The sequence below is a fragment of the Collinsella sp. AK_207A genome (assembly GCF_902501965.1).
Lineage (GTDB): Bacteria > Actinomycetota > Coriobacteriia > Coriobacteriales > Coriobacteriaceae > Collinsella.
The window spans coordinates 35,956-53,786 of record NZ_CABWID010000002.1 but is presented as its reverse complement, the minus strand read 5'-3'; the positions used below and the strand labels follow the sequence as shown (position 1 = coordinate 53,786).

General features: G+C 64.4%; 15 protein-coding genes and 1 tRNA gene. 12 read left to right on the top strand and 4 right to left on the bottom strand.

The genetic code is table 11. The annotated features are described in order from the left end of the window. The first annotated feature begins 1 nt into the window (after position 1). From GDJ97_RS00695 to GDJ97_RS00675, 5 genes are all read left to right on the top strand, one after another. Positions 2 to 601 (top strand): ATP-binding cassette domain-containing protein, encoded by a 600-nt coding sequence (locus GDJ97_RS00695; RefSeq protein ID WP_226808654.1) that lies wholly within the window; start codon positions 2 to 4, stop codon positions 599 to 601. Between the two features lie 72 nt (positions 602 to 673). Then, positions 674 to 877, top strand: a complete 204-nt coding sequence (locus GDJ97_RS00690) for a nitrate ABC transporter ATPase (protein ID WP_118449768.1) — start codon at positions 674 to 676, stop codon at positions 875 to 877. A gap of 47 nt (positions 878 to 924) precedes the next feature. Next, on the top strand, positions 925 to 5,301 hold the full coding sequence (locus GDJ97_RS00685) for an acyl-CoA dehydratase activase (RefSeq protein WP_226808652.1): 4,377 nt from the start codon (positions 925 to 927) through the stop codon (positions 5,299 to 5,301). A gap of 24 nt (positions 5,302 to 5,325) precedes the next feature. Further along, positions 5,326 to 5,664, top strand: coding sequence for a cupin domain-containing protein (locus tag GDJ97_RS00680; protein WP_152069315.1), 339 nt, complete (start codon positions 5,326 to 5,328; stop codon positions 5,662 to 5,664). 43 nt (positions 5,665 to 5,707) lie between these two features. After that, the gene (locus GDJ97_RS00675; protein ID WP_152069314.1) at positions 5,708 to 6,046 is read left to right on the top strand and encodes a cupin domain-containing protein; all 339 of its coding nucleotides are present in this window, start codon (positions 5,708 to 5,710) and stop codon (positions 6,044 to 6,046) included. A gap of 77 nt (positions 6,047 to 6,123) precedes the next feature. Here the strand turns inward: GDJ97_RS00675 and GDJ97_RS00670 are convergent, their stop codons facing one another. Next, entirely contained in the window at positions 6,124 to 6,540 is a 417-nt protein-coding gene (locus tag GDJ97_RS00670) for a hypothetical protein (protein ID WP_152069313.1), read from the bottom strand. Between the two features lie 135 nt (positions 6,541 to 6,675). Between GDJ97_RS00670 and GDJ97_RS00665 the strand changes: the two genes are divergently transcribed. After that, positions 6,676 to 6,873, top strand: coding sequence for a hypothetical protein (locus GDJ97_RS00665; protein ID WP_152069312.1), 198 nt, complete (start codon positions 6,676 to 6,678; stop codon positions 6,871 to 6,873). A gap of 121 nt (positions 6,874 to 6,994) precedes the next feature. Here GDJ97_RS00665 and GDJ97_RS00660 read toward each other — a convergent pair whose 3' ends face one another. Continuing rightward, positions 6,995 to 8,005 (bottom strand): DUF5692 family protein, encoded by a 1,011-nt coding sequence (locus tag GDJ97_RS00660; RefSeq protein WP_152069311.1) that lies wholly within the window; start codon positions 8,003 to 8,005, stop codon positions 6,995 to 6,997. 69 nt (positions 8,006 to 8,074) lie between these two features. Further along, positions 8,075 to 8,710 carry a TetR/AcrR family transcriptional regulator gene (locus tag GDJ97_RS00655; protein ID WP_226808650.1) on the bottom strand — a complete coding sequence of 212 codons (636 nt, stop codon included), beginning with the start codon at positions 8,708 to 8,710 and terminating at the stop codon, positions 8,075 to 8,077. Positions 8,711 to 8,885: 175 nt separating this feature from the next. Between GDJ97_RS00655 and GDJ97_RS00650 the strand changes: the two genes are divergently transcribed. After that, entirely contained in the window at positions 8,886 to 11,672 is a 2,787-nt protein-coding gene (locus GDJ97_RS00650; RefSeq protein ID WP_152069310.1) for an FAD-dependent oxidoreductase, read from the top strand. A 140-nt stretch (positions 11,673 to 11,812) separates the two neighbouring features. After that, positions 11,813 to 12,166 (top strand): hydrogenase maturation nickel metallochaperone HypA, encoded by a 354-nt coding sequence (locus GDJ97_RS00645; protein WP_152069309.1) that lies wholly within the window; start codon positions 11,813 to 11,815, stop codon positions 12,164 to 12,166. A 59-nt stretch (positions 12,167 to 12,225) separates the two neighbouring features. Here the strand turns inward: GDJ97_RS00645 and GDJ97_RS00640 are convergent, their stop codons facing one another. After that, positions 12,226 to 14,382, bottom strand: a complete 2,157-nt coding sequence (locus GDJ97_RS00640; RefSeq protein ID WP_226808667.1) for a KUP/HAK/KT family potassium transporter — start codon at positions 14,380 to 14,382, stop codon at positions 12,226 to 12,228. A gap of 268 nt (positions 14,383 to 14,650) precedes the next feature. Between GDJ97_RS00640 and GDJ97_RS00635 the strand changes: the two genes are divergently transcribed. The 4 genes from GDJ97_RS00635 to GDJ97_RS09300 all read left to right on the top strand — a co-directional run bounded on the left by GDJ97_RS00635 (position 14,651) and on the right by GDJ97_RS09300 (position 17,819). Then, positions 14,651 to 14,726: transfer RNA gene (locus tag GDJ97_RS00635), tRNA-Arg, on the top strand. A gap of 598 nt (positions 14,727 to 15,324) precedes the next feature. Further along, the gene (locus GDJ97_RS00630) at positions 15,325 to 16,389 is read left to right on the top strand and encodes a DNA cytosine methyltransferase (RefSeq protein WP_152069307.1); all 1,065 of its coding nucleotides are present in this window, start codon (positions 15,325 to 15,327) and stop codon (positions 16,387 to 16,389) included. Then, positions 16,376 to 17,290, top strand: coding sequence for a DUF4928 family protein (locus GDJ97_RS00625; protein ID WP_152069306.1), 915 nt, complete (start codon positions 16,376 to 16,378; stop codon positions 17,288 to 17,290). Before GDJ97_RS00630 ends, GDJ97_RS00625 begins: the two co-directional genes overlap by 14 nt. Before the next feature lie 370 nt (positions 17,291 to 17,660). Further along, positions 17,661 to 17,819, top strand: a complete 159-nt coding sequence (locus GDJ97_RS09300) for a hypothetical protein (RefSeq protein WP_193221243.1) — start codon at positions 17,661 to 17,663, stop codon at positions 17,817 to 17,819. The last annotated feature ends 12 nt before the right edge of the window (positions 17,820 to 17,831 follow it).

The window sequence follows — 17,831 nt, the reverse complement described above, 5'->3', positions numbered from 1 at the left end:
CGTGGAGTTGGTGGAAGACGTTCGCATCGAGGGGCTCCGTAAGAGCTTCGGCGATCTGGACGTGCTGCGCGGCGTGACCTTCACCCTAAGCGCGGGCGGCGTCTACTGCCTCATGGCGCCCTCGGGCAGCGGTAAGACGACGCTCTTCAAGGTACTGCTGGGGCTCGACGCGGCAGATGCCGGCGTTGTGACGGGTATCGCGCCCGGGCAGATCGCGGCGATGTTTCAGGAGGAGCGCCTCTGCGAGGCGTTAACGCCCGTGGAGAATGTGCTGCTCGTGTGCCCGCGCGGGACGCGCCGGGCGCGGGTGCGCTCGCTGCTCTCGCGGATCCTGCCCGAGGACTCGCTCGACCGGCCCGTCTCGCAGCTCTCGGGCGGCATGCGGCGACGCGTGTCGCTCGCCCGCGCGGTGGCGTATCCCTCGCGGATGCTGCTGCTCGACGAGCCCTTCACCGGCCTCGACGCCGTGACCAAGCAACGCGTCATCGATTTTTTGCTGTCGGAGCGGCGCGGGCGCACGATGCTCGTCTCGACCCATGCCGAGGGCGATGTGGCGCTGCTGGGCGGGGAGAAGATCGAGCTCGACCGCGTGCAGGGCTAGAGGATTGACCACGGTGCCGCGCCGGGAGCGTTCCCGCCCGCGCCGCACCGATACCGAGATGAGGAGACAACTATGTTCGATAGTACCAAGACCATGCGCGAAATCGCGACCGAGGACCCCCTGTTTGCCGAGTTCCTGGTGAGCAAGGGCTTCCCCTTCACCGTGGACAACCCCATTACTGAGCTCGTCACCTTCGACGACGTGGTGAACGTGCGGCAGCTCGACCGTGACGCCTTTCTGGCCGAATACGAGGAGTATCGCGCGGCGCGCGCGTAGGGCTTTGTGCACGGGAGAGGCGCCGAGGGGGACAGAGGGGTCTTCGTATGGCTATGACGCAGCACTACACGCTGGGAATCGATATGGGCGCGAGCTCGGTCAAGGTGGTCGCGCTCCGGACGGGCGCAGCCGCGGCAGAGGGCGCGGGTGCGGGGAGCGCACCGGCCGTGCTTTGGAGCGCGCGGCGGCCGCACTACGGCGATTCCGTTGCCTGTCTGCGCGACCTGCTCGCGGGTATGCCCGCGGCGTTGGCGCCCGAGGACTGCAGCGGCATCGCGGCGACGGGCTCGGGGGCAGGTGCGCTCGCCGAGGCGGGTGCCGCGCTGCCCGTGCTCGAGGACGTACCGGCCATTGCCTCCGGTGCACAGACCCTGGCGCCGGAGGCCCGCTCGGTCATCGAGATCGGCGGTCAGAACGCCTACTTCGTCTGCCGGCTCGCGGCGGCGGTGCCCGAGTTCGCCATGAACGAGAGCTGCGCCTCGGGTACCGGCTCGTTCTTCGAGGACCAGATGACCCGCCTGGGGCTCAGGATTGAGGACTTCTCTGCACTCGTGGAGCGCGCCGAGGGACATGAGGTTCCACGCATCTCGGGACGCTGCGCCGTCTTCGCCAAGACGGACATCATCCACCGCCAGCAGGAGGGCGTCCCCGTGGAGGACATTCTGCTCGGCCTCTGCTTCGCCATGGTGAAGAGCTACAAGGCGCTCATCGTGCGCGGCCTGCCCGTGGAGGCGCCCGTGGCGCTCTCGGGCGGGGTGCTGCTGAACGCCGGCGTGGTGCGAGCCATGCGCGAGGTCTTCAAGCTGGGCGAAGATGGGCTCATCGCACGCGAGGAGAGCCTCTTCTTCCAGGCAGCGGGCGCGGCGCTCCATGCCTCTAAGCTCGCGGCGGCGGGCAGCGGGGCGGCGACCCTCAATGCCCTGCGCAGTGTGCTCGACCACCCGCGCTCCCAGGCGGGCGAGCTGCCCCGTTTGGCACCGTTGCCGAACGGCGGGTACCGTCCCGGCGAGGGCTTCGCCGTGCTGCCGCGCGAGGATTGGGAGCGCGACCCCCTGACCGGCCGCATCCCGGTGTTTTTGGGAATCGACGTGGGGTCGACCTCGACGGACCTGGTCCTCCTCGACCCCCGTGGCCGCGTGCTCAATGCCCAGTACCTGCGCACCGGCGACGACGCGCGCCGTGCCGTGCGCGAGGGGCTGGCATCGCTCGCCGCCCGCCTGGGTTCCGAGGTGCAGGTCCGCGCCGTGGCCACGACGGGCTCCGGCCGCAGCCTCATCGGCAAGCTCGTGGGCGCCGACGCCGTGGTGGACGAGATCACCTGCCAGGCTGCCGGCGCGGCGCATGCCGACCCGCAGGTTGACACCGTCTTCGAGATCGGCGGACAGGATTCCAAGTTCATCGCGCTCGCCGGCGGGCAGGTCTCCGACTTTCAGATGAACAAGGTTTGCGCTGCCGGAACGGGCAGCTTCATCGAGGAGCAGGCCGCTCGCCTCGCCATACCGCTCGCCGAGTACGGATCGCTCGCGCTTTCGAGCGAAGCACCGGTCGATCTGGGCGAGCGTTGCACGGTCTTCGTGGAGAGCGCCATTAGCGCGACCCTCTCCGCCGGTGCCGTCAAGCGCGACGTAGCCGCCGGCCTTGCCCTCTCCATCGTGCGCAACTACCTGCACCGCGTGGTGGGCGGCAAGCGCGTGGGGTCGCATATCGTGCTGCAGGGCGGCGTCGCCTACAACCCCGCGATTGTGGAGGCGTTCCGGTCGTTCTACCCCGACGCGCTCACGGTGTCTCCCAACTTCGCCATCTCGGGTGCGGTGGGGGCGGCCCTCATGGCCGCCGATGCCGCCGCGAAGCCGGGTTTCGAGCTCACGGCGTTCAAGGGGTTCGATCTTTCCGGCACGACAGCCGCGGCGCGTGGCGTGGACGAGCACGCGGTCGCACTCAACCGTGCGTTCTACAAAAAGACCGAGGAGCTCTTTCTCGAGGGCTACACGGGCAAGATCGACCCGGCCAAGAAGACCGTGGGCATCCCGCGCTGCCTCATGTTGCACCGCCTGTTCCCGCTCGCCAACGCCTACTTCTCCCGCTTGGGCTACAACGTGCTGCTCTCGCCCGATACCACCGAGGAGCAGGTCCGCCTGGCACAGGAGAACGCGCGCGGTGAGACCTGCTATCCCGTGAAGCTCATCTACGGGCACATGGCGTGGCTCGCGGAGCGCGAACCCGACTACATCTTCATGCCGAGCCTGCACACTATCCGGCACGCGAGCTCGCGTGTGGCGCACAACTACGCATGCCCTTATATGCAGACGGCGCCGCGCTTGGTGGCGGACGCCCTCTGCCTGGAGCGGCGCGGCATCGAGCTACTGAACCCCCTGCTCGACATGGATTTTGGCCAGGAGGCCATGGCGCAGGCGCTGCTGGGGTTGGGCGAGCGGCTGGGCCATACGCGCCAGGAGGCGGCCGTGGCCATGATGGCGGGCGGCTTTGCCGTCACGTCCTTTGGTGAGAAGACCGAGGCGCTGGGCGACGAGCTCTTGGGTTCGCTCGCGCCGGGGGAGCGCGTGCTCGTGCTCATCACGCGCAACTACGGTATCTCCGATGGTGCTCTCAACATGGGAATCCCCGAAATTCTGCTGGACCGTGGACAGAAGGTCATCACGCTCGGGCACCTGCACGCGCATGATATCGATGTCTCGGCTGACCATCCCGGCATCTGCTGGCCGTTTGGGCAGCACATCCTCTCGGGCGCCAAGATGGTGCGGCGCGATTCGCGGCTCTTCGCGGTGTACCTCACCAACCACGGCTGCGGTCCCGACACCATGCTCGACAAGCTCTTCGCCGAGGAGATGGGTGAGAAGCCCTACCTCACGATCGAGTGCGATGAGCACTTCAGCCGCGTGGGCGTGATCACGCGCGTGGAGGCGTTCCTGAACGCGCTGGCGCATCTCTCTGAGGAGGACGCGGTGCGGGTGAGCTCGCCTGCGGGTGTTGGCGCGGATGCGGCCGCGGCCGATGCCGCGTCTAGGCCGTCGTGCGTGCACCGGGATGCGGCTGGCGGGGTCGCGCGCACGGCGGGCGCCGCCGGTGCCGACTGCGCCGCCCCCTCGATGGCGCTCTCCGTCATACCCGAGGGTGGCGAGGCACTCGATCCCGCGGTGCCCGTGGCGGTGCCCAGGGTGGGCGCGTACGGCGACCTCGCGGCCGCATGGCTGCGTGCGCGGGGCTTCGACGCCCGTGCGATCCCGCTCGACGCCGTGGCACTCGAGGCCGGGCGTACGGCGACGTCCACCAAGGAGTACGGCTCGTTCACGGCGTTCCTGGGCGCAGCGCTCGTGGCAGCGCAGGCCGCCGGCCCGGGGCCGCTCTCGCTGGCATTGCCTGCCACCTGCGGCGCCGAGGCCGATAACCAATATGACCGCGTGGTCCGCGCGGTGCTGCGCCAGCGCGGCCACGGTGACGTGGCAATCGCCGCACCGCGTTTCGAGGTCCTTCCCTGGGAGCTTAACCGCCGGTTGGGCGCGGGGGCGGCTTCCGAGCTCTTCGGCGTGCTGCTTGCGGGCGATGCCGCCTATGCGCTGCCGGTGTCGAGGCGGGCTGGTTTCGTGCGCGCCTGCGTGGAGCAGCTTGTCGCCGGGGGCGCTTCCTCGCTGGACGTGCCGCGGATCGCGCGGCTCGTCGCGGAGTCCGCGGGGGGCGATGCCCCCGATGCTGTCAAGCGGCTCGCCTTGGTGGGGGAGTGGCCCTGGGTCTATGTCGACGAGCTTACGGGTGAGCTGTGGGACGAGGTCGCGCAGCGCGGCTATCGGCTTGCGCGCATGCCGCTCTCGGAGTTCTTCTGGATGATGTGGCAAGACGAGTGGGAGCAGGACTCTTCGCAGGGGTCTCGCAGCGGGGTGAAGGGCATGCCCTGGGAGCCGGGGACGCAGGCGGGTGTCGCCGCGGCTCCTGCTGCTGCGCCGTCCGATGCCGTGCCCGCCGTCGAAGTGCCGGCCGATCCCTTTGCCGTCCCGGCGGACGAGTTGGCGGACCGCGCGGCCTTGCTCGATGCCTTCCGCTGCCAGATGGCTGTGCTCTCGGCTGCCCTTGAGAATGTGCTCGGCGCGGGTTCGAACTCGTTCGCCGTGAATCCGGGCGAGCTCATCGCCGCGGCGGATGCAGACATCCCGCGCTTCCGCGGAGCCGGTGCGCGGTATCGCTTCGCTAAGGTCGCGCTTGAACGTCTGCGTTCGGCGGGCGTGGTGACGGTGGCGTCGATGTACGAGAACGTCGACACCATCCTGCGGCTCAAGGCCGATAACGATGAGGCGCGGGAGGACATCGAGCGCGGTGGAGCCGCCGGCGCGCCGGTGCTGCGCCTCGCGTTCGACGGCACGCTCGACACCTCGAACATCGAGAAGCTACGTTCGTACCTTTACTATATATAGCTGCCATCTCAGAAGGGAGGCCCCATGGGGCTACGAAACCTGCCGACCGACGTCGCGCGCACGCTGACGTCGCTCATCGACGACGCCGAGCCCGGTCGTATCTCGAGCTGTTCGCTCACGCGGCTCTCGGACGCATGTCAGATCACGCTGCTGTCCTTTGCGGCGGGGGAGAGCGTCTCGGACGAGGAATACCCGGCGGACACCATGTACTACCTGCTCGAAGGCTGCGCGAGCATCACCTTCGCGCAGGAGGGACGCGCGCCCGTGCCACTTGCCGCCGGCGAGGTGTTCCTCGTGCCCGCAGGCGTGCGGCACGCCGTGGAGCCTGCGGGTGCCATCAAGCTGCTGCAGCTATCCTTGTAAGGGGACGTCTATCCAAAGAAGGCCATCGCAGAAAGGAACAACCATGGCAGAGCTCATCAAGAACATCGAGAAGGAGACCGTCTTCAAGCTGGCCGAGCAGGTGAAGCTCGAAGGCGGCAAGGTCAACAGCCTCACCCTCGCGCAGACGCCGGCCACCAAGATTACCGTTTTCGCCATCGACGCCGACGAGGGCATGTCCAGCCATGCGGCGCCCGGCGACGCGCTCATCACGGTACTCGAGGGTACCGGCGAAATCACGGTCAACGGCGTCCCGCATCAGCTGGGGGCGGGCGAGAGCATCGTCATGCCCGCCGGCGCGCCACACGCGGTGCGCGGTATCACCCCGTTCAAGATGCTGCTCGTGGTGGTGTTGGCTGCGTAGGACGGCCGACGGGGAACGAAAAGGCGGCGAGACCTTGTTGGCCTCGCCGCCTTCTTTGCGCGTAGATGATTGAGGCCTTACCGCTCGGATTCCTTGCGCACGCGAGCGTCGAAGACGACTGCCGCGGCGTCGAGCAGGAAGAGGATTAGCGCAACGACGAGTATGCCGCCTACGCCGCTGAGGACCATGGCAGCCAGCGCCGCGATAACGCCAAGTGCTGAGAGCAGGCGGTGGCTACCGAGCTTGCTCGGACGGTTGGCGCCGCGGATACCCAGGACCGATGCGACGAGCGAGAGGGCGCCGTCCAGCACGAGCAGCGTGCCCATGGTAGTTGCCCAGAGTGCCGCGTCTATCGCGTTGCCGAGGGTAGTCACCTGCTGGCCCATGGCGCTGCCTGCGCCGGCGAGCGAGACGGCTCCCAGTACGAGCGCGACGATGGCAAAGACGAACTGGGCGAAGCTGATGAGCTTCAGGATCTTGCGCGATTGGGACATGAAAACCTCCGTATTGTGAAAACTTGGCGGGAAGGTCGGAGAAACTCCGGGTCCAGCCCGCTCTTCATGCAGTATAACCCCGGACAACTGCAAGATGGCCCTGCTCGCGTGTGGGGTCGGAACGGAGACGGCGCGATGCTCGAGCAGCAGCCACGACAGCGAAACACGGCACGGCCCGCAAAAGGCACCTCGGCGGGGCAACGAGATGCGCGCGCGGCAAAGTCCCAGGATCCGTGCATCCGCCCCGAGAACGAGGACGATGACGGCTACGACCCCTATTCCGATCGCCGCCCGGAGCCTGAGCCGCTTTTCGAGCGTGATCCGTGGGGTTAAGCGCCGCGCAATCCCGTGATGCCCGATTGCAAACAGATGGGGCCGCCGACTAACGTCGACGACCCCAATAAGCCTCCCCGCCCGTCGGGGCAGGCGGTCAAGCAGGTAGCTGACCTGCAGGTTAGGCGATCGCGGGATCCTTTGCGGCGTCCTCGCGGCGCGCCGTCGCCTTCTCCCAATCGCTCGTACCGCGGAACACGTCCTCCTTGTAAGGATTCACGTTCAGCTTCTTGGCACGGTACGCAATGTAGATGATGGCAGCGATGTTCGCCACGAGCGCCAGGATGGAGACCACGGTGGCCGTCGTCGGGTCGAGCGTGGACTTGGTGGCGAAGACGCTCGTCTCCTGGAATGCCGGGAAGCACTGGGCGAACATGCACCAGATGGCCAGCGTAAAGGCGCGGTTCTGGATCCAGCCGCCCTTGTTCCAGGCAAATGCCGCCACGGTGGGCGCGAGCAGCAGCGCCAGGCCGCAGTACCAGGCGTGGTGCGGCAGGCAGTTGTAGGTGTAGCAGAAGTTCCAGATGTCGTAGGCGATGATGTACACCCACGTCATGTCGGGCCACAGCATGTCGGACTCATCCTTGGAGGAGTACACACTCCACCAGCCGGTCATGCAGAAGATGTTGATGATGCCCGCGATGCCGTTGAACACGTTGTTCCAGCCGGCCAGCTGCGTGGCGCCCTCGGAGGTGACCCAGGTGGTCTCGCCCAGCGCGAAGAAGTGGTAGGCGCTCTCAAAGTCGGAGCCCACGGCGATCAGGATGTTGATGGCCACGATCACGAACGGCCAGGCGCGGAACCAGCGCGCGCGACCCAGAGCGCCCCAGTGGTACTTGATGACCATGAAGCCGATGCAGCCCGCGAGCGCGGCGTACATCTTGGCGTAGTGGAACCAGCTGTTCTGGTACACGGTCGTGGGGTTTTCGATGGCCCACTGCTGTCCCTGCGCGACACCGATGATCAGCGCCAGGCAATACACCGTCACGATGGCGGGAACCACCGCGAACATGATGATGCCGCCCGCCTTGCTCCGGCGCGCGAACTCGTTGGCGAGGATCAGGCCCACAAAGACCATCACCCAGCCCAGGATCTGGAACCCTGTGGTTCCAATCGTGTGATCGAACAACATGTCGACTCCCTTCCCTCCGGCCCGCAGCTTCCTCTTCGCGGGCGAGATACCAATGAAGCTGCCCTGTCCCTACCGCGCCGGTCGCCTCTCGGCGTACTTGGCGGTAAACCCCTCGATGTGCAGCGTGGATGCGGCAATGTCTTTCAGCACGTCGTCCGGGACGTCGGGATGCGTGCGTATGAACAGGATCAAGCCGCTGATGAGCACGTAGAACGTTTCATATACGTGATCGATGCGAACCTCGTGGAGCTTCTCGAAGTCCCGGACGGTGGTGTCGCAGATGTAGCGTGCGGTCCGAGCGCTCGCGCGGTCGACGAACTCCGTCTGGAGCGCGCCGTTGTTTCCGCCGGTGATGGAGCGGGGGAGCTTGCCCTCAAAGAGCACCAGGCGCTTCATGATCTGCACGATGGAGTCGAGCGCTCCTTCGATATCGCCCTTTGTGCGACTCGCGTTCCACCGCTCGAGCTCCTCGACGAAGCCGTCGATTACGCGGTCGAGCGCAGCGTCCAGCGCGACCTGCTTGTCGGGAAAATAATGGTAGAAAAGCGAGCGGGTGCAGCCCACGCGCTGGGTGATTTCGGAGACGGAAAGACGAGCGACTCCCTTTTCGGCGGCCAGGTCGCGCACGGCATCGAGAATCTCGTCGCGGCGGTCGCCGGCACGATGGCGCCGGTGCAGACTGGTTGAGCCCTCGATCTCGCTCACGATCTTCCTTCCCCTCGGCAGCACTCGTCTCGCGCTGGCCGATTACAGTCTTGAATAGTATTGACAACCTGTCAATATATATTTTGACAGAGTGTCAACAGGTTTCGCCGAAAGGCGAGCGGTGCGCGGAAGGCCGGTCGCCGAGGCTGTTCGCGCGAAGGGAAAGAGGGATTCCATGATCTTGAACGGACCGGGCATCAGTTTCACCGAACCGGACATTGGCTCGGAGTTCGTGCCGCCCATACCGGACCAGCCGCGCGAGAGCATCGTGCGCCTGTGCGAGCACTGCACCAACCGTCTGCTCGGACGCAAGAACCTGCTGGGCTACGAGTACTGGAGCTTTGCCGAGGCGGCCACCGACGAGCAGGCCGATATGCTCTGCAAGCTGAAGATGCGCCACCCGTACACGCTCGAGGCTGCCGTGAAGGCCACGGGTATAGAGGCCGGCAAGCTGGAGAAGATGCTCGACGACCTCTCCTACACGGGTCTGCTCGAGTACAACTGGGAGAATCCCACCCGCACCAAGCAGTGGGTGCTGCCCATGCTCGTGCCCGGCTCCGCCGAGTTCCTCAACATGCGCTGGGGCCAGCTGCAGGAGCATCCCGTCTACGCTAAGTTCTTCGAGCAGGCGAGCAAGGGCCCGCTCTCCAAGGCCACGCCGATGGTCCCGCCGGGAGGCGCAGGTATCGGCATGCACGTCATTCCCGTCGAGAAGGCCATCGAGCAGGAGGGCCATTCCGTCTCCATCGAGCACATCCAGCACTGGCTGGACAAGTACGAGGGCAAGTACGCCGCTTCCGCCTGTTCCTGCCGTATGAGCCGCAAAGTGATGGGCGAAGCGTGCGGTGACGACTTCAACGACTGGTGCATCGCCGTGGGAGACATGGCCGACTACGTGGTGGAGACCGACCGCGGCCGCTACATCACGCGCGAGGAGGCCATGGAGATCTTCAAGCGCGCGGAGGACAACGGCTTCGTGCACCAGATCACCAACATCGACGGTGAGAACAAGATCTTCGCCATCTGCAACTGCAACGTGAACGTGTGCTATGCCCTGCGTACGAGCCAGCTGTTCAACACCCCGAACCTCTCGCGCTCGGCCTACGTGGCGCACACCAAGACCGAGAATTGCGTGGCCTGCGGCCGCTGCGTTGAGGTGTGCCCCGCGGGTGCCGTCAAGCTCGGCCAGAAGCTCTGCCAGAAGAGCACGCACCGGGTGCCCGAGTGTCCCAAGCAGGAGCTGCCGGACGCGGTGAAGTGGGGCCCCGAGAAGTGGAGCCCGGACTACCGCAACAAGAACCGCATCGAGACCTACGACACGGGCACGGCCCCGTGCAAGACAGCCTGCCCCGCGCACATCGCCGTGCAGGGCTACCTCAAGCTGGCGGCGCAGGGTCGCTACCAGGAGGCGCTCGCCCTCATCAAGCGCGAGAATCCGCTGCCCGCGGTGTGCGGCCGCGTGTGCAACCGCCGCTGCGAGGACGCCTGCACGCGCGGTGCGGTCGACCAGGCCATCGCGATCGATGAGGTCAAGAAGTTCATCGCCGACCAGGATCTGAACGCCGACACGCGCTACATCCCCGCGCAGGTGCGCCCCAAGGTGGGCGGCGACTTCGAGGAGAAGGTTGCCATCATCGGCGCCGGTCCCGCGGGCCTCTCCTGCGCCTTCTACCTGGCCGAGAAGGGATACCACCCAGTGGTGTTCGAGAAGAACGCGCGTCCGGGCGGCATGCTCACCTATGGTATTCCCAGCTACAAGCTGGAGAAGGACGTGGTCCAGGCCGAGGTTGACGTGATCGAGGCCATGGGCGCCGAGTTCCGCTACGGCGTGGAGGTCGGGTGCGACGTGACGCTCGACGAGCTGCGCGCGCAGGGCTTCAAGGCCTTCTACGTGGCAATCGGCTGCCAGGGCGGCCGTCGTGCGGGCGTTCCGGGTGAGGACGCCGAGGGCGTTTCCGTGGCTGTGGACTTCCTGCGCCAGGTCTCCGAGGCTCAGGCGAACGGTGGCGAGGCCGCGGCGCTTTCCGGCACCACCGTGGTCGTCGGCGGCGGCAACGTGGCCATCGACGTGGCGCGCACCGCGGCGCGTCTGGGTTCCGAGCGCGTGGAGATGCTCTGCCTGGAATCCGAGGCCGAGATGCCCGCTAGCAAGGATGAGCAGCGCGAGGCTACCGAGGACGGCGTGGCCATCTCTCATGGCTGGGGTCCCAAGGAGATCCTCGTGGGCGAGGACGGTCGCGTGCGCGGCATCACTTTCAAGCGCTGTGTCTCCGTGTTCAATGACGAGGGTCGTTTCGCGCCGGTCTACGATGAGGACGACACCCGCACGTTCGAGTGCAACCGCGTGGTGCTCTCCATAGGCCAGGCAATCGTGTGGGGTGACCTGCTCGCCGGCTCGAAGGTGGAGCTGGGTCGCGGCCAGGGCGCCGTTGCAGACTCCAAGACCTATCAGACCGCCGAGCCGGACATCTTCGTGGGCGGCGATGTCTACACCGGTCCCAAGTTTGCCATCGACGCCATCGCCGCTGGTCACGAGGCTGCCGTGTCCATCCACCGCTTTGTGCAGGAGGGTACGCTGACCATCGGCCGCAACCCGCGCGCCTACCGTCAGCTCGATCGCACGCAGGTGGAGCCCGGCGAGTATGACACCGCGCAGCGCAACGTCCCCGCGGTGGACCACGCCTCCGAGCACGAGCGCCCCTTCGCGGAGTACGTGCGGACGTTCACCGAGGAGCAGGTGCGTGCGGAAACCGCGCGCTGCCTGGGCTGTGGCGCCTCGGTGGTGGACGAGAACAAGTGCATCGGCTGTGGCCTCTGCACCACCAAGTGCGCGTTCGACGCCATTCATCTGTATCGTGAGCGCCCTGAGTGCTCCACGATGGTGAAGTACGAGAAGAAGATCCCGAGCCTGGCGAAGTACGCGCTTACGCGCGAGATTAAGATCCGCTTCGGGAAGCGGTAACCCGGGCACCGCACCTTGGCCCTCAAGCCGTCGCTTGCGTGCCCAAGCATGCGACGCTCCTCTTTCGGGCCAATCTGCGGCACCTGGGCACCGCTTCAAAGATGCGGTGCTAGTAGTTACGTTGGAAGGATATCGACTGCATGCACGAGCTGGGAATCGTCTTTCATATCATCGAGTCCGTTGAGGACGTGGCGGCCGAGAACGGCCTGAACAAGGTGTCGTCCGTGACGCTCGAACTGGGCGAGGTGTCGGGCATCGTGCCGAGCTACCTCGAGGACTGCTGGAATTGGGCGTGCAGCAAGAAACCGCTCATGGACGGTTGCAAGCTCGTGGTGGAGGAGATTCCCGCCGTCACGTTCTGCGAGGATTGCCAGCAGACGTACGGGACGGTCGAGCATGGGCGCACCTGCCCGTACTGCGGTAGCGGGCATACCTACCTGGTCCAGGGCCAAGAGGCAGTCATCAAGGAGATTGCCACACCCGACGAAGGCTAAACAAAAGGCGGTGCGCAGGAGTTTCCCGCGCACCGCCTGATCCTTATTTGGGTGCAGCCTTATTTGAGCGTCGGCATGCTTTCCGTGGGGTCCATCTCCATACCGCGCACCGCTCGTGTCTTCTCGGCGGAGATGCCGCTCGAGAACAGGTCCTCGGACGCGTCGTCCGTGTGGGGCGCCGCCTGCTCGTCGTAGGAGAGCGGCTCGCGCTCGAGCGACGCCGAGGGGCGCATGAGGGCAAAGAGCGGCACGTACTCGATGAGCGTCGAGGAGTTCTCAAGGCCGAACCACCGTGCCGGCGAGCCGCAGATGCGGCGGATCGCGTACTTCACCGCCATCACGTGATGGTCCATACGGCTGATCTCGGTCTCGGGAACGAGTGTCTTGCGCAGCATGCAGAAGCGGAAGTCGCCGATGTCGCTTCGGCGGCGATACACCGAATACTCGTGCTCCTGCGGCGGTAGCTCGCCCGTCCGCATGAGCGTGGCCACCACCTGGCGCAGGTAGGTGTTCACGCGCTGATTCTCGCGAAAACCCAGCTTGAGGTGCACCTTGAACACGTAGTCCGTGCCAAAGGAATCCACCGTGTAGGTGCGCCGGTACGGCTCGTCGCTCACGAGCACGCTGATGAACCAGTACGCGCGCGCCCGCTTGGGGTGTTTGTCCAGAATGGAGTAGAGCACGTCGCGGTCGATCATGCCGGGGTCGCTGCCGTTCACTAGGAAGACAAGGTTATCGGCGAGCAGCGGATAGCTCTCGTCGGCGCGCAGCTTGCCGAGCTGGTCCACATAGTTGCGGATGGGCAGGAAGACCGTTTGCGCACGCTCAATGGCGGTGCCGCGGCGCCACACGAGCATCACGAGGAAGAGGATCGTCGCCATGAGCAGCGTCACGTAGCCGCCATGCAGGAACTTGGTGAGGCTCGAGGCAAAGAACGAGATCTCAATCGCGCCAAAGAACACCAGGAACACGGCGGCCAGGAGCCGGCGCTGCCGGATGCGCGTGAGGTAGACGAAGAGCAGAATCGTCGTCATGAGCATGGTGAGGGTGATGGCCAGACCGTAGGCCGCTTCCATGTGGCTGGAGGTCTGGAAGAGAAGCACCACGCCCACGCAGCCGATCCACATGATGGTGTTGACCATGGGGATGTAGAGCTGGCCCTTGGTGGCGCTCGGGTAGTGGACCTGCATATGCGGCATGAGGTCCAGGCGCGCGGCCTCGGAGACGAGCGTGAAGGAGCCGGTGATGAGCGCCTGGCTGGCGATGATGGCCGCCGCGGTGGAGAGCAGCACGGCGAAGGGGCGCAGGCCCTCGGGGAGCATCTGGAAGAACGGGTTCAGGTCGGCGAGCTTCTGCAGCCCGGTGTCCTGCGCGTGGGAGAGAAGCCAAGCACCCTGTCCCAGGTAGTTGAGGATCAGGCAGAGCTTCACGAAGGGCCAGCTTGCATAGATGTTGACGCGGCCTACGTGGCCCATGTCGGAGTAGAGGGCCTCGGCGCCCGTGGTGGCCAGGAACACAGAGCCCAGAATCATCGGGCCGGCATAGTTCTGGGCAGAGAAGAGAAAGGTCACGCCGTACACGGGGTTGAGCGCGCGCAGCACGCTCGGGTCGTAGGCGAGGGCCATGGCGCCGGCCACGCCCAGAAAGCCGAACCAGAGCGTCATCACCGGTCCGAACGCGCGGCCGATACTCGAGGTGCCGGAGCGCTGCACCGCAAAGAGCAGACAGATGATGGCGATGGTGATGGCGACCACGCGGCCCTGGTCCCCGCCCACGAGGAGGGTGCCGAGCGGGATGGTCCGCAGGCCCTCGATGGCCGTCGTTACGGTGACGGCGGGGGTGAGGATGCCGTCGGCGAGTAGCGTGGCCCCGCCAATCATCGCTGGGATGATGAGGTACTTGGAGTAGTGCTTGACCAGGCTGTACAGGGCGAAGATGCCACCTTCGCCGTTGTTGTCCGCCTTCATGGCCACGAGCACGTACTTTACGGTGGTCACCAGGGTGAGCGTCCAGATAACGAGCGAGAGGGCACCGAGGACCATCTCCTCGTTTACGCTCGAAAGCCCGCCGTTGCCTCCCACGATGGCTTTCATCACGTACATGGGGCTGGTGCCGATATCGCCGTAGACCACGCCTAGAGTGACGAGCACCATGCCGAGTGAGAAAGGAATGGCCTGGCGAGGGTGCTTGCCCGGGGTGTTGCGGACGCGGGCGATGGCCTCGCGCTCCTCCTCGGTAATCACGGGCGTCTTGGTTGCCCGATGAGCAGGGATCTGCTTGTCCAACATGGCTCCTTTTGCGTTCCCCCAAACCCCGCTCATCGGCACGGTGTCCGGGCGAGATTTCTTCATGCAAGCACTCTAGTGAAACCGAGGTTGAAATGCTATCACTTTTTCTGATTTCATGGCGCATGCACCGATGAGCTGGCTGCACGCCGCACGGGCGCGGCCGCGCGTGGTTCTGTGCTATGATTTTCGCGTACGTGCCTCCGTAGCTCAGGGGATAGAGCACCGCTCTCCTAAAGCGGGTGTCGACGGTTCGAATCCGCCCGGGGGCACCACGAGACGCTTGGGGCCGGTTTTCCGCAAGGGATCCGGCCCTTTTGCGAGCGGGCGGGGCGGATTCGGGCCGTCGACACCCGCGCCACCAACTTCCCGCGGGTGTCGTTTTCGAATCCGCCCGGGGGCACCACGAGACGCTTGGGGCCGGTTTTCCGCAAGGGATCCGGCCCTTTTGCGAGCGGGCGGGGCGGATTCGGGCCGCCGACACCCGCGCCACCAACTTCCCGCGGGTGTCGTTTTCGAATCCGCCCGGGGGCACCAGGGAGATCGCAGGTCAGAGATGCCATAGTCTCTGACCTTTTTCGTATTCCGGTGTATGTGAGCGCCTGAGTGTGTGAAAGGTGGGTGAAAAGATTATCTATGGAGAAAACTAACGACCCGGCAACTAACGGTTTTCAACCCTTCCCACAGCCTGCGGGCATGCTTTGGGGCTCTCCGGCTATGGAAAGCGTTGAAAACCGCCTAGGCTTGAGCAGTCGTTGGTCGCTGGCGTACGAGAACATGGGCGGCTTCTGCTCTCATCGTTTCGGCTATGGATGAATGTCCTAACCCCGTGGTATTTTTATTCAACTGACCATCAACGAGAGGGAGGCGAGCATGAAAGACACGAAGTACCCGTTTCATGAGTTCTTCGCAGGGTCGGGTCTTGTCAGCTGTGGTCTCTCCTCGGCTTTTCGCTCTGTCTGGGCTAACGACATAAGTGAGCGCAAGGCAAAGGTCTATCGAGCCAATCTTGACGCCTCGATTCTGCATATTGGCGATATCTCTGAGGTGAGCGGCGGGGAGCTTCCTCCCGCAGTGCTCTCATGGGCATCTTTTCCCTGTCAAGACCTGTCTCTTGCTGGAAATATCGACGGGATCTACTCGAAGCGTTCGGGGCTGGTGTGGCAATGGATGCGCATAATTGATGAAGCCGGTGATAAGGCCCCCAGCGTCATCTGTCTTGAGAATGTGTCTGGCTTGGTGAGTGCCCACGGCGGCGAGGACTACCGACACCTGCACAAGGCGTTGACGGAGCGGGGCTATATGGTCGGCGCCGTTCTGATTAACGCGGACCTGTTCGTTCCGCAGTCGAGGCCACGTGTTTTTGTCATAGGCACGAAGGGGCCAATTCCTTCGTCCTTGCGTGGCATCCGGCCCTCTTGGGCGCACTCCAACGCCTTGGCGAAGCTGGGCGAGAGTATAGCTGACTTCATATGGTGGGACCTTCCTCGGCCTCCCGCGCGTTCAATCGCGCTTGAGGACATCGTTGAGGACGACATTCCTTTCGATAAGGACAGGACGACGCTTCTTATCCCGGAGCGCCATCGCGTGAAATTCCGCGAATCCGGGTCCATCTATGCCACAGGATACCGACGCACTAGGAACGGCAGGCAAGTTCTTGAGCTGAGGTGCGACGGAACCGCAGGGTGCCTAAGAACGCCTGCGGGTGGGTCTTCGCGACAGTTTCTCGTTCGTCGCGACGGTGAGGAGATGCACGCACGCTTATTGACGGTTCGAGAGGTCGCACGCCTCATGGGTGCACCCGATGATTTCGAGCTGCCGGGAACCTACAACGACGGGTATTTCGCAATGGGGGATGCCGTGGCGGTTCCCGTTGCAAAATATTTGGCCGAGAACGTTCTGTTCCAGTTAGTGGAGGCGGCAAATGGATTGGAATGACCTTGAGGACTTCCGAATCAGCAACAAGATTAAGGGGAAGGGCGCTCTTGCATTAATGGTGCAGCTCACGCGTTCCTTTTCTAAAGACAGCTTACCAATTGACCCGGATGACTACGTAACGGGGAAGCAAGGGCAAGTTGCCGGTCTTGGTGAGGGCAACCTTAAGAAAATCCTTGCCGACCACGGGATTCAAAGGCAGCTTGCAAAGGAAGCGGGGCGAACCAACCGCGGCAACATGGGTTTAATGCGCATGTACGCTGAGCTCATCAATAACATGGAAGCCCCGGTTGATTTCGAGGCAATTGAAGAGTACTGGATTCGACACGTTCTTGAGTATTTTGCGGGTCAGCCTTTCAAGCTGACGCGCGATTCATCAAGGAGTGTCACGGACGCGGTGAATGGACTACTTGAACAGGCGGCGAACCGCCAGAAAGAGAATCCTGGAATGAAGTACGCCGGAAGCGTACTCCAGCACTTGGTCGCCGCAAAACTAGAGCTTCTGATGCCGACGGTGGAGATACACGGAGCTTCCGATGCCGATGACCAGACGGGTCGCGAGGGAGACTTCATCATCGATGACACCGCCATACACTGCACTACCGCACCGGCGAATCTGCTCATCGAAAAGTGCAAGGCGAACCTTTCCCATGGGCTCCATCCGATTATCGTGACTATCTCCGATCGAGTTATCACCGCTCGAACGCTGCTTGAGGACGCGGGCATCGGGCAAAGGGTCGAGGTTTGGGATTTGCAGCAGTTCCTGTCGACAAACGTCTACGAGCACGGTTGCTTTAACTCGAAATACAGGCACGACGTTCTCGCCGAGTTGATTTCTAATTACAACGGCATCATCGATGAGTTTGAAACTGACCCGAGTCTTCGAATCGAATACGACGCATAGTCCGTTCGGACCGTTGTTCCCAACCGCCCCGAGGGACGGTGCAGGATAAGAGTGCATTATGTGCGAACGGCACAACCCAGCTCGCCGGGTTCGGAAGTGCAGGCTGAGGAGCCGGAGGCACCTTCTGGTGCCATGTAAACGCGAAGGCGGCGTCCCGCTACAGAAGCCGCCTTCGCGATGCCCATGCGCGTAGCCGTTGACTCGAAGCCTATTGGCACGCTCGGAATGCTCGCCTTGACCTTGGGGCCTCGACATCATCTCTCGATGCGGCTATGGTGCCGTCCCAGACAGGTGGCAGCGTTGTGTTACGAGCCTCGCCGCCGATGAGCGCGGCCTCCATCATGGCGCGCTCGGCGAGGAGCGTGCCTCCATGGCCGAGAACGAACCCGTGACGGAGGGACCGGAGGAGCTCATGAGGCAGGTCGCAGAGCTGAGGGGCCAGGTCAGGCACCTCGAGTTCGAGCGCGACATCCTCGGGGGCACGGTCGAGATCCAAAAAAAGACCCGGGCGCCGACCCGGAAAGCCTGAGCAACGTATGAA

Coding starts and splice junctions, on each gene's coding strand:
- GDJ97_RS00690 (WP_118449768.1), top strand. CDS start 674: ATGTTCGATAGTACCAAGACCATGCGCGAAATCGCGACCGAGGACCCC.
- GDJ97_RS00685 (WP_226808652.1), top strand. CDS start 925: ATGGCTATGACGCAGCACTACACGCTGGGAATCGATATGGGCGCGAGC.
- GDJ97_RS00680 (WP_152069315.1), top strand. CDS start 5,326: ATGGGGCTACGAAACCTGCCGACCGACGTCGCGCGCACGCTGACGTCG.
- GDJ97_RS00675 (WP_152069314.1), top strand. CDS start 5,708: ATGGCAGAGCTCATCAAGAACATCGAGAAGGAGACCGTCTTCAAGCTG.
- GDJ97_RS00670 (WP_152069313.1), bottom strand. CDS start 6,540: ATGTCCCAATCGCGCAAGATCCTGAAGCTCATCAGCTTCGCCCAGTTC.
- GDJ97_RS00665 (WP_152069312.1), top strand. CDS start 6,676: ATGCTCGAGCAGCAGCCACGACAGCGAAACACGGCACGGCCCGCAAAA.
- GDJ97_RS00660 (WP_152069311.1), bottom strand. CDS start 8,005: ATGTTGTTCGATCACACGATTGGAACCACAGGGTTCCAGATCCTGGGC.
- GDJ97_RS00650 (WP_152069310.1), top strand. CDS start 8,886: ATGATCTTGAACGGACCGGGCATCAGTTTCACCGAACCGGACATTGGC.
- GDJ97_RS00645 (WP_152069309.1), top strand. CDS start 11,813: ATGCACGAGCTGGGAATCGTCTTTCATATCATCGAGTCCGTTGAGGAC.
- GDJ97_RS00630 (WP_152069307.1), top strand. CDS start 15,325: ATGAAAGACACGAAGTACCCGTTTCATGAGTTCTTCGCAGGGTCGGGT.
- GDJ97_RS00625 (WP_152069306.1), top strand. CDS start 16,376: ATGGATTGGAATGACCTTGAGGACTTCCGAATCAGCAACAAGATTAAG.
- GDJ97_RS09300 (WP_193221243.1), top strand. CDS start 17,661: ATGGCCGAGAACGAACCCGTGACGGAGGGACCGGAGGAGCTCATGAGG.